The organism is Ercella succinigenes, from assembly GCF_900002895.1.
Map to the genome: position 1 here is coordinate 124875 of NZ_CDHP01000020.1, position 17093 is coordinate 141967.

Genomic DNA, 17093 nt, shown 5'->3' on the forward strand with positions numbered 1-17093 from the left:
AAAAGAAACTGGAGATATGATAAAAATGAATAAACATCAGCAAAAAATCGTTATAATGTTTTTGTTGCCTATATATATTTTGGGGATTTTGAAATTTGTCTGGCCAAACAAAGATATTTCTGCAAGTGAAAACAGAAAACTACAGCAAATGCCGAAATTAACCTGGCAGAGTCTTTATAGTGGCAGTTTCAGCAAAGACTTTGAAAGCTGGTTTACAGACCAGTTTCCCTTTCGTGATACTTTTATTGAAGCCGACAGGCAAATAAAGAGCCTAATGCAAGTTTCTTTGCCCGGAGATAACGTCACCTTGATACAAGGACCCGGCAATGACCTGGGAATAGGTGAGAATCTGCTCCATGAGGGCGAAAATCTGCAGCAGATAACAAGCAAACCAGATTCAGGCCAAGCCGTACTTGGCAAACCAGATAGGGAAAACGATCTGAACAACACTCAGCAACCAAATCCTACAACAGATGTAAAACCTGAAGAAAAAAATCCTGATCCGGATGATAGTGCCACGGCACAAACAAATAACGACGATAAAACAAATGTTACTGAAAAAGAAATAACAGATCAGACAAATGTTACTGAACCTCAGGAAACTCAACCAGCTCCGCCGCCACCTGGTGTCGATGCACCTGTTGAGAACTATTCAGCGGTTATAATTGTTAATCAGGTCGCAATGGAGTTATATGGGTTTAATCAGGCAAAAGCCGATTACTATGCAGGACTGATCAACAATCTGCAGACAAAAACACCAAATTCTCAGGTATATAGTTTGCTTGCTCCTACTTCAATAGAATTTTATTCTCCTGAAAAATACCATACATTAACCAATTCTCAAAAAAGTGCCATCAGCTATACATATGGTCAACTTCAGCCGGCTGTCAAAAGTGTAGACGCTTATAGCAAACTAGCAGCAAACTGGCAGGAGTACATATATTTCCGCAGTGATCACCACTGGACTGCTTTAGGAGCATATTACGCATATCAGGCTTTTGCCCAGTCGGCAGGTTTTGAACCAGTAACAATTAGTCAACTGACACAAGGAACTATACCTGGTGATTTTCTTGGTAGCCTTTACAGATATACACAAAGCCCGGAACTTAAGAAAAATCCTGACACGGTTAGCTATTATGAACCACAGGTGGCAGTTACAGGAAAAGCATATGCCGATGCGGCTATGAACGGTGGTTATTCCATAGAATTAATTAAGAAAAGTGTTGGCGCCAACAGTCAATATCTTGCTTTTATTGAGGGAGACCATGCACTTGCCCATTTCAACACCTCAGTAAAAAACGGCAGAAAGGTAATCGTAATAAAAGAATCATATGGCAATGCCTTTGTCCCTTACCTGGCAAGTCATTACGAAGATATTTATGTAGTTGATCCTCGAAGGGTAAATATGAATTTGCCACAATTTATTAATGACAATGGCATCAATGATACCATTGTCATCAATTACACTTTTGCAGCCAGCAATCCGACCTGGATTGAAGGGTTTGCCCGCATGATTGGCTGAATCGGGAAAGTATAGCTGATTTTAATCAGCTATACTACTCTTTTTCAATACTATTCTTTATCATGTTGATGTAAAGCAGTAGATAGCATCAGTTTTATCCTGTTAAGCTGATTGACCTCACTGGCACCAGGATCATAATCAATCGGAACTATATTAGACTGTGGGAATTTCCGGCGAAGCTCTTTAATCATACCTTTTCCCGTTACATGATTAGGCAAACAGGCAAAAGGTTGTGCACAGATAATATTAGGTACACCTTCTTCAATCAACTCAATCATTTCTGCCGTCAAAAACCAACCTTCTCCACTCATATTACCAAGAGAGAGAATTTTTTCTGCCTTTCTGCCAAGCTCTTCAATATGTTGAGGCACATCAAATTTACCATTAGTAGCAAGCAAAACTTTTTTGATTTTTGATCGGTACGCCTCAAGAAGTCCTATAATCATTTTCGAAATTAATGCTCCTTTATAGCTGGTACCAAGCTCTTTATGTTTCCATTGCTCATTATGCGCACAATACAAAAAGAAATCCAACAAACCTGGCATAACAGCTTCGCAGCCCTCTGATTCGATAACCTCGACAGCATGATTATTAGCATCCGGATGGAATTTTACCAAAATTTCTCCGACAAGACCCACTCTTGGTTTTCTCTCAATATCCTGAAGCTTAAGCTGATCAAACTGATCCACAATCAATTCAATCAACTGATAATATCTGACTCTACGTCCGAGAGTTTCAGAAAAGCCATCATTTTCAAAAAATTCTTTAATAACCTTATCCCAATACTTATACAAAGCTTTTGCACTTCCCTTTTCAAGCTCATAAGGGCGAACGCGCAACAACAATGTCTGGAGCAGATCACCAAGTACAACAGCCTGCACCGTCTGATGCAACATGTTGATTGTAAAATTAAAACCAGGATTACTTTCTATCCCACTGGCACTAAGAGCAACGATAGGAACCTGACCATAGCCGGCCTCTTTAAGCGCTTTACGTAAAAAAGCCACATAATTGGTAGCCCTGCACCCCCCACCTGTTTGAGTTATAAAAACGGAACAATTATCAGGATCGTACTCACCTGACAAAAAAGCATTAACTAACTGGCCTACTACAATGATTGAAGGATAGCAGGCATCATTATTAACGTATTTCAAACCAGCCTCTACATCCTCATTACTGGTTTTTTCCAGAACCTTTGTATTATAACCATGATGACATAAAACACTTTCAACAAAACGGAAATGAATAGGAGACATCTGCGGTGAAAGAATAGTATGCTTCTTTTTCATTTCGGTAGTAAATGGTATTTTTTCTATAGTATATGGCTTTTTCTCTCTGGTTGATGCTTCAGACTTATTGCGTTCACGCTCTTGCATAGCAACTTTAAGCGATCTCATTCTGATTCTGGCAGCTCCCAGATTACTGACCTCATCTATTTTCAAAACAGTATAGATTTTACCACTAGCCTCAAGTATATCTTGAACCTGATCTGTTGTAACAGCATCAAGGCCACAGCCAAAAGAATTCAACTGCACTAGTTCCAATTCTTTTCTATTGGCAACAAAAGCCGCCGCCTCATATAATCTTGAGTGATACGCCCATTGATCAACCACGCGTATAGGTCTTTGCAAAAGCCCAGGTTGCATAATTGAATCTTCCGTCAATATAGCAAGACCCAATCCATTAATCATCTTTGGAATGCCATGATGTATTTCAGGATCAACATGATATGGTCTACCTGCAAGTACAACACCCTTTTGGCCTGTCTCAGCCAGATACTTTAATACTTCAAGCCCCTTATCCCTTATATCCTGACGGAATTTCTCATCCTCTAGATAAGCAGCCTCGATAGCAGCAGAAACTTCTCTTCGATTAACATTAAAATCAGCAAAAGTTTTTACCAGATTTTCTGCCAGTTTCTTTCTATTATTCAAGGGCAGAAATGGATTCATGAAATTAATCTGTTTTTCACGAATATTCTCCAGATTATTTTTGATAACTTCAGGATATGAAGTCACTATAGGACAATTATAGTGATTATCCGCAGCAACAATTTCCTTTTGCTCATAAGGTATACCAGGATAAAAAATATTCTTTATACCCTTGGCAATCAAATCCTCAATATGACCATGAGCAAGCTTAGCTGGATAACACACACTTTCTGAAGGTATACTATCCATCCCTTTTTCAAATAATTTATGATTAGATTGTCCTGAAATAATAACTCTAAAGCCAAGATTGGAAAGCAAGGTAAACCAGAAAGGATAATTCTCATACATATTAAGAGTTCTGGGAATACCGATTGTTCCCCTCTTTGCAGCGTCTTTGGTCAAAGGCTTGTACTTAAACAAACGCTTATATTTATAATCAAACAAATCAGGCAGATCCGCAGTCCCGCTATTAAGCCCAGCCCCTCTTTCACATCTGTTACCTGAAACAAAACGTTCTCCATTACTAAAACTAGATATAGTAAGCTGGCAATGATTAGTACATAAATTACAATGTGTCAGTTCGGTATCCACACTAAACCCAGCCAGCTGCTCAGCATTTACCAGACTTGTTGACTGCCCTTCAAACCGCTCCCTGGCAAGCAAAGCAGCTCCAAAAGCACCCATCAAACCAGCAATATTAGGTCTTATAACCTCTCTTCCGGCAACAAGTTCAAAACACCGCAAAATAGCATCATTAAGGAAAGTTCCGCCCTGCACAACAACTTTATTACCTAAAGAAGCAGGATCTTTAATTTTAATAACTTTATAAAGCGCATTCCTGACAACAGAATAGGACAAACCAGCAGAAATATCGCCTACAGTAGCACCTTCCTTTTGTGCCTGCTTAACTCTTGAATTCATAAACACCGTACAACGTGTACCCAAATCTACCGGACTCTCTGAAGAAAGAGCTTCCAAGGAGAAGGTGTGAGCATCCATATTCAAAGTTTCAGCAAAAGTCTGTATAAATGAACCGCAGCCGGACGAACAAGCCTCATTCACTATGATACTGTCAATAACCCCATCACGAACACGCATACATTTCATATCCTGTCCGCCGATATCAATGATAAAATCAACGCCCGGGCTAAAAAACTCAGCAGACTTATAGTGAGCCATAGTTTCGATTTCGCCTTCTTCTACTCCAAGCGCCGCTTTGATCAGACTCTCCCCATAGCCTGTTACACATGATCTGGCTATCCATGCCTGCTTGGGAAGCTGACTATATATTTTATTTAGAATCTTGACAGCACTATTAACAGGATTACCACGATTACTGGCATAATATGTAAACATCAGCTGACCATCACTATCTATAAGTACAGCTTTGGTTGTTGTGCTACCAGCATCAATTCCTAAATAACATGCCCCGCGTGCATGCTCAATATCCATCAGCTCAATCGAAGCCTGATCATGACGCTTATAGAAATCTTCCTTTTCCTGCTTATCCTGGAAAAGAGCTCTAATTCTAGTAATATCACGATCCAGACGTCTATTGGTCTGGAAACGCCTTGTAATTTCAGTCAAACTAATAGGCTCATTATCAGCCAACAAAGCAGCTCCAATAGCAACATACAGCTGTGCAGTCTCAGGTGTAACAAAACTATCCACTGACTGTTTCAATGAACGCTCATAAGCCAATCTAAGCTCAGGCAAAAAGTGCAAAGGACCACCTAGAAACACAACATGTCCCTTGATAGGACGTCCACAGGCAAGTCCTGCAATAGTCTGATTTACAACCGACTGCAAAACAGAAGCTGCCAGATCCTCTTTGGCAACACCTTCATTAATTAAAGGCTGCAAATCACTTTTGGCAAAAACACCGCATCTTGAAGCAATCGGATATAACCGCTTATGCCTGGCAGAAAGCTCATTAAGGCCGGAAGCATCTGTCTGAAGCAATGAAGCCATCTGATCAATAAAAGCCCCCGTACCACCAGCACAAGTACCATTCATACGCTGCTCTGGCACCGGCTTCATATAAGTAATCTTAGCATCCTCGCCACCAAGCTCAATAATTACATCAGCATCAGGATTATAAACCCTGATAGCCTCGGTCTCAGCAATAACCTCCTGAACAAAATCAAGATCAAGCCACTTGGCAACACTCAAACCACCAGAACCAGTAATACTGATCTGCACGCTGGCATCAGGGAATAATTCCGCCACCTCGGCAAAAGCCTTCTGCAGTTCGCCAATACTATCAGCATTATGACGTCTATACTGATGATATAAAATATTATCACCCTGCATCAGTACAATCTTAACGGTAGTAGAACCAACGTCCAGACCCATCCTTAAAACTTCATCACTATGGTCAAATTTAATTTGATGATCAGTCTGTATTTGGCAGCTTGCCTGTTCTGAATTTTCAACCTCTGTTGAAACAATATTTATAGATCTAGGCAAAACTGAATTCGAGGGATTTTTTCTCTCATTGGAATTTTTATTTGTATTTTGAGCCATGCGTAAACACACCTATATTCTTTCTTTTTTTGACAATCAAAGTAATTGGTATTATATCCTAAATACAGTCATCGAATCAATCAAGTTTTGATAAAGGAAAAACCATCATCTCATGATAGGGACAGCAACCATATAATACAAGCGAAACAGCCGAAGTCTCAACCGTCTCAAATTTACTCGCCATATAGTGATATGCTTTGCCCATTTGCAACTCATCATAATCCAACCCTAAAGTACAGTGCGGAACCCAGTTTTCTTCACTATACAAAGGAGAAAAGTCCTCACAACATTTTTCCAGTTTACTATTGAGCCGTCTATGAAAAGATACAAGTTGTTCAGAAACGACCGGGTTTAAAAAAAGCACTCCAAGTTCACCCGGAAAAACTCCAAGACTAGAAAACTTAATATCAATAGGAGCATTGGACGCTGCAAAATCAGCTAATATTTTTTCAACCTTGCTCAAATCCGTAAAATCGAACTCAGCCAATGTAAGATGAGGTTTCATATCAATATTAATTAAACGATCATCAAGACCTATATCCACAAGCTCATGAACCCATTTATGAATAACTCGATCAGCATTATCTTCAAAATACAACAGTACGGCAAAATCCATCTATAAACTCCAAATAATCTTATGTCAGACTCAAATATTTTTTACCCGATATTCAAAGTTAAATATAACATCATAAAGATATAAGCTCAACTATTTTAGCAATGTGAAATTGATCAATGTCTTTTACCCATGCATAGCACGCCGAAAAAGGAGCCTTCTTGAAGCTTTGAACTTCAAGACAGACTCCTAAAATCATATTTCAAATATTTAATTGTTTTAATGTTTAATCTTTATGAATCCTTCTGATCTCCAAAAAGATTTAAGCGGAAAAGCAAAGACTCATCTTCAGGATCGTCACAGACTATTTTAGCATCTACTAAACGTCCACCTTCAATCAGGCTGATAATACCTGTCAACTGACTTAATTTGCTCTTAAGATTAAAACGGTCATTCTCCGGAGTTACCAAATAAACTCCACCTTTACACTTATCCAGTGCCCTGATAAAGGCCTGCACATCAATATTGTTCATCGCAAATGCCATACTCATAAAAAATCGCCTCCTGATAATGTCTTCTATATTGTGATTTTCGAGGTTTTAGCAAAAAGAGCAAATTATGAATCCTGATAATAAAAATAATACATTTTCCAAACATTTGTACTTCTTGCAACTAAGTTAATTATAACCTCTCCTATATATAATTCAAGGCACGAATGGCACAAAAATAACCAAATCGATTTGGAAGAAAAATTGACAACATGCCTTCTGATTTGCTATCATTCTTCTCGTGGTTTATTGCCGCTGTGGCTCAGGGGTAGAGCAATTCACTCGTAATGAATAGGTCGTGAGTTCAATTCTCACCAGCGGCTCCAAATAACCTTGTAATTGTTGAATTAAGACAGTTACGAGGTTTTTTATTGCCTATATAAGCAGCAAACGCTGGAAAAGTTTAAACTCAAATGACCTATCCATTATTTAATTCATCTATATAAAAAACTTTGATTTTAAATCTATTAAATCAAAGTTTTTGAATATCTAACAGCTTCAAACATCGCCTTTTCCTCATCTATGGTTTTCAGCTCTCTTTTTTCCATAAGCCAGCAGCCGTCAACCATCAGAGATTCGACAAAATTACCTTCACTGCTATAAACTAATGCCGCATCGGCATCACCAAGTGGGCACATAGCAGGCCTGTCAGCATCCACAATCTGTAAATCTGCAGTCCAGCCTGATAATATACAACCGGTATTGGCAAACCCAAGTCCTTGCATACCATTATATGTAGCCATTCTGATCAAATCACGTGCAGGCAGGCAGCTTGCATCTCTGGTCAGTCCTTTTGCCAAAAAAGCAGCTAATCTCATTTCCTGATACAAATTAAGATTGTTGTTACTGGCAGCACCGTCTGTACCCAGTCCTACTTTAATACCGGCTTTTATCATGGCATCAATGTCTGCAAAACCACTACCGAGCTTAAAATTGCTTGATGGATTATGTGCAACAACAACTTTGCGTTTTGCCAGCAGATCACGATCATCATCATTTAAGTGAACACAGTGTGCTGCAATCGAAGGATTATCAAAAAGACCGAATTTATCGAGCTGCTCCGGAGGTCTGCAGCCATATTTCGCCAAGCAATCCTCAACTTCTTTTTCCGTTTCAGAAACATGAACCTGAACAAAAATATTTTGCTCTTTGGCGGCTGCAGCCAGTTCTTCGTATAAATACGGTTCGTATAAATATACAGAATGAACCAATAAAGATGTTTTAATTAAATCATCATATTTAGATTCCCAATTTTGCTTAAAAGTTGATATATCATCTATCTGGACATGCTGTTTACCATCTTTTCCTTCTTGCTTGCCATCACGACATACATTTAGTCTAAAGCCGGCTTCAACTGCAGCCCTGGCAACTGCGTCGCTGTAATAATACATGTCTGCCGCCGCACCAGTACCATTTTTGATCATCTCCGCCAAGCCGATCATAGTGCCATGATATACATGATCATATGAAAGCTTAGCTTCTCTTGGGAAAATGACGTTAAACAACCAGTCATGCAAATTGTGGTCATCAGTCTGATTGCGCAGCAAAGTCATCGGTATATGACCATGAATATTTGCCATTGAAGGCCAGATTATTTTGTTTTTACCATTATATATCTGATATTCTGCTCCGGTAAAAGTCTGGACTGCTTTTTCTCTATCTTTACCGACATAACTGATTAAGCCATTAGCCACACAAACATAGGCATCTTGTATGATTTCAATGGCTCTACCTTTTTTTGATTCATCAGGTAATGGAGTAACCAAAGTTATACAATCAAATAAAACATTAGGTTTGTTTACAGTCATTTTAAAACCTCTCAAAAATCATTCCATTTCACTTAAATCCCAATTATCAATATAATATTGCTGTTGTGGAGTAAGAACATCAAGACCTTTTTTCTTATGCATTAATAAAGTCATAGCAACTGAATCATCAATTACCGCTGGCAAATCATATACCTTAGCTTCCATACCTTTGCCATTTTCTGCAATATACTGTGCAGATCTTGCCTGCAAAGCAAAGCTCATATCCATTATTTCAGCAGGATGTCCATCACCTGCTGCCAGATTAACCAAACGGCCTTGGGCAAGTATATTGATGCTACGGCCATCAGCCATAATAAATGACTCAATATTATCTCTGACAGATTTTCTTTCTACTGCCATTTCTGCTAATTGAGGAATATTAATTTCTACATCAAAATGTCCGGCATTGCACAAAATTGCTCCATCTTTCATATCCTTAAAATGCTTTTTAGTAATTACATCATTGCAGCCTGTTACCGTGACAAAAACATCACCCAAAGAAGCCGCCTCATCCATTCTCATTACATCATAGCCTTCCATTAAAGCTTCACAAGCTTTTACCGGATCGATTTCTGTAACAATTACTCTGGCTCCCATCCCCGCAGCTCTAAGTGCAACGCCTTGTCCACACATACCAAAACCGTTAACTACAACGGTTTTCCCTGCAACAAGAAGATTTGTAGTTGACATTATAGCTGCCCAAACTGACTGGCCGGTTCCGAATCTGTTATCAAAAAGATGTTTGCATCTGGCATCGTTGACAGCAATTACAGGGTATTTCAACTGACCTGTCTTTTCAAGAATTTTCAAGCGCTTAACACCAGTTGTTGTTTCCTCACAACCTCCGATAAGATCAGAAAGCAAATCAATATCAGTTGTATGTAACAACTGGGCAAAATCACCACCATCGTCAATTACAATATGAGGTTTGAATGCAAGAGCTTGTCTTAAATGACGCACATAAGTTTCAGAATCAGCAGCATGTATACAGAACACTTCCATACCTTCACTTGCCAAGGCAGCAGCAACATCATCTTGCGTTGACAGTGGATTACAGCCTGTAAGTGCCACTCTTGCACCGCCTGCACGTAAAACCTGTGCCAAATAAGCTGTTTTAGCTTCTACATGTACACTGACTGATATACGTAAACCTTCAAATGGCTTTGTCTTCTCAAATTCACCTGCAATCCTGCTGAGCACCGGCATATTTGCGGCAGCCCACTTGATTTTCTTATGACCTGATTCGGCTAAAGATATATCCTTTACATCATAATTCATTATTACTATCTCCTTTAATTTTCAAAAAGTTAAACTTCAGACAGAAAAGCTGTCAAAAGCCTGATTGTTGAATCGGCAACTCTGGCTCCTGTTTCCATAACCTCGTCATGACTAAGCGGCTGATCACTCAAACCTGCGGCAAAATTTGTTATACAAGAAATTGCTGCTACCTTCATGCCACCATGTGTTGCAGCTATAGCTTCCGGCACAGTAGACATACCAGCAGCAGATGCTCCCAACATTTTCAACATTCTTATTTCGGCAGGAGTTTCAAACTGTGGGCCTTTGCAATAAGCATAAACCCCTTGATGAATCTTTATACCAAGAGCTTTTGCAGCTTTAATTATGATGTCACCAAAATCTTTGTTATATACCTGCGACTGATCTATAAAACGCAAACCAAAATTTTCCAAATTTGGACCTCTAAGTGGTGATTCAGCCCAAAACCCGATGTGATCGCTTATTAGCATAAGATCACCTGGTTTCATGCCATCCCCCATACCACCGGCAGCATTGGTCAATAATAAATTTTTCACACCTATGCTTTGCATTACTCTGATAGGTAATACTACATCTTCAATATTATGTCCCTCATAATAGTGAAAACGACCCTGCATGATAGCTACAGTATGTTTCCCCCATTTACCAAAAACAAATTTGCCCGCATGACCGGGAACGGTCGATTGGGGAAATCCTGGTATATCTTCATATGGTAAAACTACAGGATTATCAACCTTATCAGCCAATGCCCCCAGCCCTGATCCTAAAATCAAAAGCCAATCAATCGGCTGATTAAAAACTGAAGATATTTTATCGGCTGCTGCCATTATTCTATTATTATAATTTTCTATATTCATGAAAAACTCCTTGATAAATTAAATAGTAAAATTACACTTCGCCAGCCTTACCACAGCAATTTTTATATTTTTTGCCACTTCCACAAGGGCATGGTTCATTTCTACCAACTTTATTTGCATCACGTTTTTGCGGCACTTGTTGTTTTGCCTCACCAGCTTGTGCACCTCTGCCTCTTGCCTTTGCACCAGCTGCAGATGCTGCCGCTGCCGCTCTCGCCTGAACAGCAGGATCTGCCTGACCACTAAATCCACTGCCACCATGGCCTTCCGTTATATTTCTGGCAACAGATTGACGCTGCATGGCTTGCTCTGTATTAAATCTCGCTCTCATAATCAACCTGACAGAATCTTCTCTGATTGCGGCATTCATAGCCTCAAACATAGTAAAACCTTCTTTTTTATATTCAATAACAGGATCATGTTGAGCATAACCACGCATACCAATACTGTCGCGCAAGTCATCCATCATATCAATATGATCCATCCAGTGGCTATCAACAGTTCTAAGCAAGATTACTCGTTCAGCCTCACGCATCAGTTCAACCGATCCAATCTCCTGCTCTCTTTGCTCGTATTTTTCCAAAGCCTGTTTGGTGAGCAATTCATTTATTTCCTCAGCGTCAAGCCCTTCTTTAGCTTTTGCAAACTCTGATAATCCTGGAATATCCCCAAAAACATCTCTGATTTTTGCTTCCAGAGCAACAACATCCCATTCAGAAGAATTTGACAGACCTGCGCAAAAATCAAGCATAGTTTCTCTCATGGACTCTTCAATCATTTTTCTGAAATTAGTATGCAGATCATTGCCTTCCAGAACCTGTTTACGCTGCCCATAAATAATCTCACGTTGCTTATTCATTACATCATCATATTCAAGAACATGTTTACGAATGCTAAAGTTCCTGCCTTCAACTCTTTTCTGAGCTGTTTCTATGGCATTAGACAACATTTTGTGCTGTATTTCTACATCCTCATCAACGCCAAGCGCACCAAAAACCCTGGTCATTCTCTCGCCGCCAAAAAGTCTCATCAGATCATCTTCCAGCGACAGATAGAATCTGCTTCGTCCAGGATCACCCTGACGACCGGAACGACCACGCAGCTGATTATCAATACGCCTTGATTCATGTCGCTCCGTGCCAATAATATACAAACCTCCGGCAGCAACAACTTTTTCCCGTTCTGCCTGTGTTTTTACCTGTATCTTTTCAAAAATTTCTCTGTACTGTTTTCTTGCCCCTATAATCAAAGGATCTTCCGTATCATTTAGAGTTGTCGAGGCTTCTATGTACTCTTCCTGAATACCCTGCTTACGCATCTCCTGCTTACTCAAAAACTCAGGATTACCACCAAGCAAAATATCCGTACCACGACCAGCCATATTAGTAGCAATAGTAACAGCACCAAATCTACCAGCCTGAGCAACAATCTCAGCCTCACGGTCATGCTGTTTTGCATTCAAAACATTATGCGGTATGCCATTCTTTTTAAATAAAGAAGAAATATACTCTGATCTTTCAACAGAAACAGTACCAATAAGCAAAGGCTGACCCTGTTCATGAGCCTCTTTAACCTCTCTAAGCAAAGCAGTGTATTTGCCATTTTGAGTTTTAAAAACTGCATCTGGCATATCCTCACGCACCATAGGACGGTTTGTCGGAATACAAACAACATCAAGAGAATAAATTGCCCTGAATTCGTTTTCCTCGGTAAGAGCAGTACCTGTCATACCAGACAATTTGCCGTACATACGGAAATAGTTTTGAAAAGTTATCGTTGCAAGAGTTTTATTTTCACGCTCAACCTTAACATTTTCTTTTGCCTCAATAGCCTGATGTAAACCATTACTATATCTTCTACCGATCATTAAACGTCCGGTAAAATCGTCAACGATGATAACTTCACCATCTTTAACAACATAGTCAGCATCACGCTGCATTGTACCATGAGCCTTCAGCGCATTGTTAACATGATGATTTATCTGATAATTTTCCTGATCAGACAAATTCTCAATACCAAAATAAGACTCTGCCTTTTCTACACCATTTTTTGTCAAAACAGCAGATTTAGCTTTTTCATCAACAATATAATCCGCATCACCAACAAGCTCTTCCTGATCAACTTTATCATCGGTCTCTGACATAACAAAAGGTTTAAATCTTCTAACAAGACGGTCTGCCTTATCATACAAATCGGAAGATTCTTCACCCATTCCTGAAATAATCAACGGAGTTCTGGCTTCATCGATCAAGATACTATCAACCTCATCGACGATGGCAAAATTCAAATCTCTTTGAACCCGGTTTTTGAGGTAGGTAACCATATTATCTCTCAAATAATCAAAACCAAACTCATTATTTGTTCCATATGTAATATCCGCAGCATAAGCAGCACGACGCTGCTCATTATTTATCCCATGCACTATAAGACCAACTGAAAGACCCATATAGCGGTATACTTTACCCATCCATTCACTATCACGAGAAGCAAGGTAATCATTAACGGTAACGACATGAACACCTTTACCGGTAAGAGCATTAAGATAAACAGGCAGTGTAGCAACCAAGGTTTTACCCTCACCCGTTTTCATCTCGGCAATTCTACCCTGATGTAAAACAATACCACCGATCAACTGTACTTCATAATGGTACATACCCAGTACACGTTTAGCAGCTTCCCTTATCGCAGCGAAAGCATCAGGCAAAATATCATCCAGCGTCTCGCCTGCATTCAATCTTTCTTTCAACAAAGGTGTAACAGCCTGCAGTTCTTCCTCACTCATCACCTCATACTTAGAGGCAAGTTCTTCAATCTTTCTGACCAGAGGCATCAGCCTTTTAATTTCACGATCAGAATGCGTTCCAAATATTTTCTCAATTATGCTCATCAATCAGATTCCTTTCCAGTATTGTCAATATTTTTGTCATATTTATTTTGTCATGATTTCTATAATTTTTGTATATTTATTCTGTCATATTTGTTCTTAAACATTTATTATGTCGCATTTATTGATCATTTCCCTCAAGTCTATCCAAAACAATCTTATACCCATCTGCACCATATTCAAGACAACGGTTAACCCTACTGATTGTAGCAGTACTAACTCCGGTAGATTCACAAATATCAGTATACGTTTTTTTATTTCTCAGCATACGTGCAACCTGCAATCTTTGAGCAAGCGACTTTAACTCAGCAATTGTACAAATATCCTCAAAAAAAGCATAACACTCTTCAATATCTTTCAGACTGAGAATACCTTTTAAAAGCATGTCAGTACTATCGTCTCTTATTTTACCATTCACATCTATCACCTCAAAATTGCTGATTTTTAGCAAAGAAAAGTCGCGCAGATAAAACCTGTTCAACACCTTAAAATGATAACTCATAAAGTTCTAAGATACAAGTTTGACTGAATCATTCGTTATTCTGATATTTATAACTTTTACCATGTTTTTTTATTTCCAGAATCACACCATATGAAGCAGCAATAGCATCAAGATCGGATTTTGCGCTTTGCCAGAATGAATCAGGACTATTTTCAGGAATTATCAATAATAATTTTCTCGATAGTATGTCTTCAGGATAAATATCAGGATAGTTTTCACTAGCACTTTGATGACCGGAAAAACCAGCCAAATCTTTAATATTAACACTAATTGTTTTTATAATCTGATCATAATTCTGGTAAGAAGGAGCAGTTAAATCCATACTTTTTATTGAAATCGCCTCTGAAACGTTAAAAGCTGCTATCACAGGATAATTAAAAGGTAAATTGCCGCCATAATACTCCCTCAAAGCCCTTCCTCTGCTAAAATTATCTAAAAGCCAGACACTATCCTTATCTGTATCAAAATCTTCTGCAGCAAATCTGGATTTGCCTACCCATAAAGGCACAGCGGCAATTATTTCTCTCTCCACAATACCAAATAAAGTTCTGAAGTGTACAATATTTACCAAAATAAGTTGATTACTACTTTCTCTCCAATCAAGCCTTAATTGACTGCCAGACATTAAATTTAACGATAAATTCTGTCCCGCTGCCGACTCTTCAAGCCAAAACCTGCTTCTAGCCTCTATAAAATTTCCAAAAACTAAAGAAGAAGCAAGGTCGAGGGTTGCCTGCTTCAAAATTTCTTCAAAAAAATTATCTCCATTTGTAAAAATTTCAGTAAAAAAACTATCATCTACAAAACCATCATATAAAAACTCTTCATTTACAATATCTTGATGATCTATTACAGCATCAATCAAAGGAACAAGCAAGGCTATCTCAGCAGCAGTATTTTCTAAGGCACCCGCAATCGCAACTTCCATCTGCTTTACTAAAATTGTATTAAGCATAAAATATATCAATAAAACAAATATCGTTACAATAATTGCAGCTTCTAGTGCAATACCGCCTCTTCTCGACTTAATAATACCAATCCGAAAAATCATCATACGAGGCCTCCAGACTATACAGCTTCTTGTTCCAAACAACATCTGTTCTGATGGCAAAAATGTAATTACCAGGCAAATTATTAATAATTACAAATTCTATATTTCTCAAAATCTCCTCTTCAGTTTTCAGCAACAAAAAAAGTCGCAAATAATCATTATAGGAAAACTTAATAAACTCCTGCTCAGAATAAGTCCAAAGAGGAATCTGCCCTCCGTTTATCAAAACATCAGTATCAGAAACAGCCATTTGCACAGCATCGGCAACAGCCAATAACCATACAATCCATTCCGCATCAATATAAACGGAACCTGCACTTGCAGCAGTTATAAGCGCAGAAAAAGTCTGTGCAAGCGGACGATATGACTGCAGTTTATTCTGATCAGCAATAACTTCTAAAATTCTTATTACCGACCTAACCATAATAAGATTTCCTCTAACTCTATCAGCAGCCTTCTTCGGATCACTTTCACCAGTCAAAATAATCTCTATTTCATTTTCCCTGTTGACAGACACAACTGTAGAATCAGAGCTATTATCAGCAGAGCTATTATCAATATGCGGAAAAGTGAAATTTGAATTATCACTTACTACTTGCGAAGGAAAATAATAAAGACAGTATTCCGACAATAAAAGCTTCTGCCAAAGAAAATTATCCGCCGGTGTCAAAAGAACATCAACCATATCAGACATTTTTTGAATCATTTCAGGATCATAAAATACCGGTACAACAGTTTCCGTATCATCTCCGACATCAAAGCCATCAGAAGAAAAACCAAAATCAGCAGGATAAACAGGTAAACAGTTTTCAATCATTTCATCTATCTTCTTTTTAACTAAGCCGGTAACAGCTTCTTCAAGAGGATCAAGCAAAGGTGAAACAGCCCACTCAAGACAACTACGAATAGCCTGCATAGTAAGATTTTGTGGTAAATACTTAATCATGTACTCAGATAATTTTGACTGGAAATCCATAACATCGTCAAAATCATAGGGAAAATCCAGCGGAATCATAGAATATGGCGCAGATGACAGCTCTAACGGTTGCATAGAATGTGGCACAAGCGAAATCTCTAATGGGAGCCTAGAATATGGCACAAGCGAAATCTCTAATGGGAGCCTAGAATATGGCACAAGCGAAATCTCTAATGGGAGCCTAGAATATGGCACAAGCGAAATCTCTAATTCTGAACTCAAATGCAGATCAGATACATTTTTATTTGTTTGAACAAAATCTTGATTAGGAATTGGTGTTTTAAGATTCTTTAACTGAAGAAAAAGCTCTTCAAGCCACCCAACAGGTGCACGAAGCTGCATATGAGAAGATATTTGGTATTTTAGACAGTCTTCTGAAAAAGAATTTAAGACAGGAGACATAATCAAAGCAGCATCTTTTTGCCAGTCAGGTAAAACATCATAAAAAGCCTCGTTCGAAAAATTTTTAGATTCAACTCCCCAAATGCCGAAATATTTTAGTAGATCTTTATCATATGATGCAAGCGAAGCTTCCATTGATGACTTCATAGCCCGAACTACATTAACCTCTCCAGCTCTAATATGAGCAGCCTGCAAACATAGCAAGAGCAAAGTAACGCTACTGCCTATAACCAAGCAAAAAAACAAACTCATAGC

11 protein-coding genes and 1 tRNA gene are annotated in these 17093 nt (G+C 38.7%); 2 read left to right on the forward strand and 10 right to left on the reverse strand.

The features are described 5' to 3' along the window. Window positions 1-25: 25 nt before the first annotated feature. On the forward strand, window positions 26-1522 hold the full coding sequence (locus AC0KSB_RS05905; protein ID WP_472307285.1) for a DHHW family protein: 1497 nt from the start codon (window positions 26-28) through the stop codon (window positions 1520-1522). Between the two features lie 50 nt (window positions 1523-1572). On the opposite strand, the gene AC0KSB_RS05910 is transcribed toward AC0KSB_RS05905, so the two are convergent. The 3 genes from AC0KSB_RS05910 to AC0KSB_RS05920 all read right to left on the reverse strand — a co-directional run bounded on the left by AC0KSB_RS05910 (window position 1573) and on the right by AC0KSB_RS05920 (window position 7083). Then, a complete protein-coding gene (locus tag AC0KSB_RS05910; RefSeq protein ID WP_472307286.1) occupies window positions 1573-5979 on the reverse strand; it encodes an acyl-CoA dehydratase activase-related protein in 4407 nt (1468 codons plus the stop codon). 76 nt (window positions 5980-6055) lie between these two features. Then, on the reverse strand, window positions 6056-6595 hold the full coding sequence (locus tag AC0KSB_RS05915) for a 2'-5' RNA ligase family protein (protein ID WP_472307287.1): 540 nt from the start codon (window positions 6593-6595) through the stop codon (window positions 6056-6058). A gap of 230 nt (window positions 6596-6825) precedes the next feature. Further along, on the reverse strand, window positions 6826-7083 hold the full coding sequence (locus AC0KSB_RS05920) for a hypothetical protein (RefSeq protein WP_472307288.1): 258 nt from the start codon (window positions 7081-7083) through the stop codon (window positions 6826-6828). Between the two features lie 248 nt (window positions 7084-7331). Here AC0KSB_RS05920 and AC0KSB_RS05925 point away from each other — a divergent pair. Further along, window positions 7332-7406: transfer RNA gene (locus AC0KSB_RS05925), tRNA-Thr, on the forward strand. A 141-nt stretch (window positions 7407-7547) separates the two neighbouring features. Here AC0KSB_RS05925 and AC0KSB_RS05930 read toward each other — a convergent pair. From AC0KSB_RS05930 to AC0KSB_RS05960, 7 genes are all read right to left on the reverse strand, one after another. Further along, window positions 7548-8888: an amidohydrolase family protein gene (locus AC0KSB_RS05930; RefSeq protein ID WP_472307289.1), complete on the reverse strand. Its 1341-nt coding sequence runs from the start codon at window positions 8886-8888 to the stop codon at window positions 7548-7550. Window positions 8889-8906: 18 nt separating this feature from the next. Next, on the reverse strand, window positions 8907-10166 hold the full coding sequence (locus AC0KSB_RS05935; RefSeq protein WP_472307290.1) for an adenosylhomocysteinase: 1260 nt from the start codon (window positions 10164-10166) through the stop codon (window positions 8907-8909). 29 nt (window positions 10167-10195) lie between these two features. Then, the gene (locus AC0KSB_RS05940) at window positions 10196-11023 is read right to left on the reverse strand and encodes a purine-nucleoside phosphorylase (protein WP_472307291.1); all 828 of its coding nucleotides are present in this window, start codon (window positions 11021-11023) and stop codon (window positions 10196-10198) included. Window positions 11024-11054: 31 nt separating this feature from the next. Further along, on the reverse strand, window positions 11055-13910 hold the full coding sequence (secA, locus tag AC0KSB_RS05945) for a preprotein translocase subunit SecA (protein WP_472307292.1): 2856 nt from the start codon (window positions 13908-13910) through the stop codon (window positions 11055-11057). Between the two features lie 118 nt (window positions 13911-14028). Next, window positions 14029-14325 (reverse strand): YerC/YecD family TrpR-related protein, encoded by a 297-nt coding sequence (locus AC0KSB_RS05950; RefSeq protein ID WP_472307293.1) that lies wholly within the window; start codon window positions 14323-14325, stop codon window positions 14029-14031. A 112-nt stretch (window positions 14326-14437) separates the two neighbouring features. After that, a complete protein-coding gene (locus AC0KSB_RS05955) occupies window positions 14438-15463 on the reverse strand; it encodes an endonuclease toxin domain-containing protein (protein ID WP_472307294.1) in 1026 nt (341 codons plus the stop codon). Continuing rightward, entirely contained in the window at window positions 15435-17090 is a 1656-nt protein-coding gene (locus AC0KSB_RS05960) for a DUF5702 domain-containing protein (protein WP_472307295.1), read from the reverse strand. The genes AC0KSB_RS05955 and AC0KSB_RS05960 overlap by 29 nt, the downstream gene beginning before the upstream one ends. Window positions 17091-17093: the final 3 nt, after the last annotated feature.

Coding starts and splice junctions, on each gene's coding strand:
- AC0KSB_RS05905 (WP_472307285.1), top strand. CDS start 26: ATGAATAAACATCAGCAAAAAATCGTTATAATGTTTTTGTTGCCTATA.
- AC0KSB_RS05910 (WP_472307286.1), bottom strand. CDS start 5,979: ATGGCTCAAAATACAAATAAAAATTCCAATGAGAGAAAAAATCCCTCG.
- AC0KSB_RS05915 (WP_472307287.1), bottom strand. CDS start 6,595: ATGGATTTTGCCGTACTGTTGTATTTTGAAGATAATGCTGATCGAGTT.
- AC0KSB_RS05920 (WP_472307288.1), bottom strand. CDS start 7,083: ATGAGTATGGCATTTGCGATGAACAATATTGATGTGCAGGCCTTTATC.
- AC0KSB_RS05930 (WP_472307289.1), bottom strand. CDS start 8,888: ATGACTGTAAACAAACCTAATGTTTTATTTGATTGTATAACTTTGGTT.
- AC0KSB_RS05935 (WP_472307290.1), bottom strand. CDS start 10,166: ATGAATTATGATGTAAAGGATATATCTTTAGCCGAATCAGGTCATAAG.
- AC0KSB_RS05940 (WP_472307291.1), bottom strand. CDS start 11,023: ATGAATATAGAAAATTATAATAATAGAATAATGGCAGCAGCCGATAAA.
- secA (WP_472307292.1), bottom strand. CDS start 13,910: ATGAGCATAATTGAGAAAATATTTGGAACGCATTCTGATCGTGAAATT.
- AC0KSB_RS05955 (WP_472307294.1), bottom strand. CDS start 15,463: ATGATGATTTTTCGGATTGGTATTATTAAGTCGAGAAGAGGCGGTATT.
- AC0KSB_RS05960 (WP_472307295.1), bottom strand. CDS start 17,090: ATGAGTTTGTTTTTTTGCTTGGTTATAGGCAGTAGCGTTACTTTGCTC.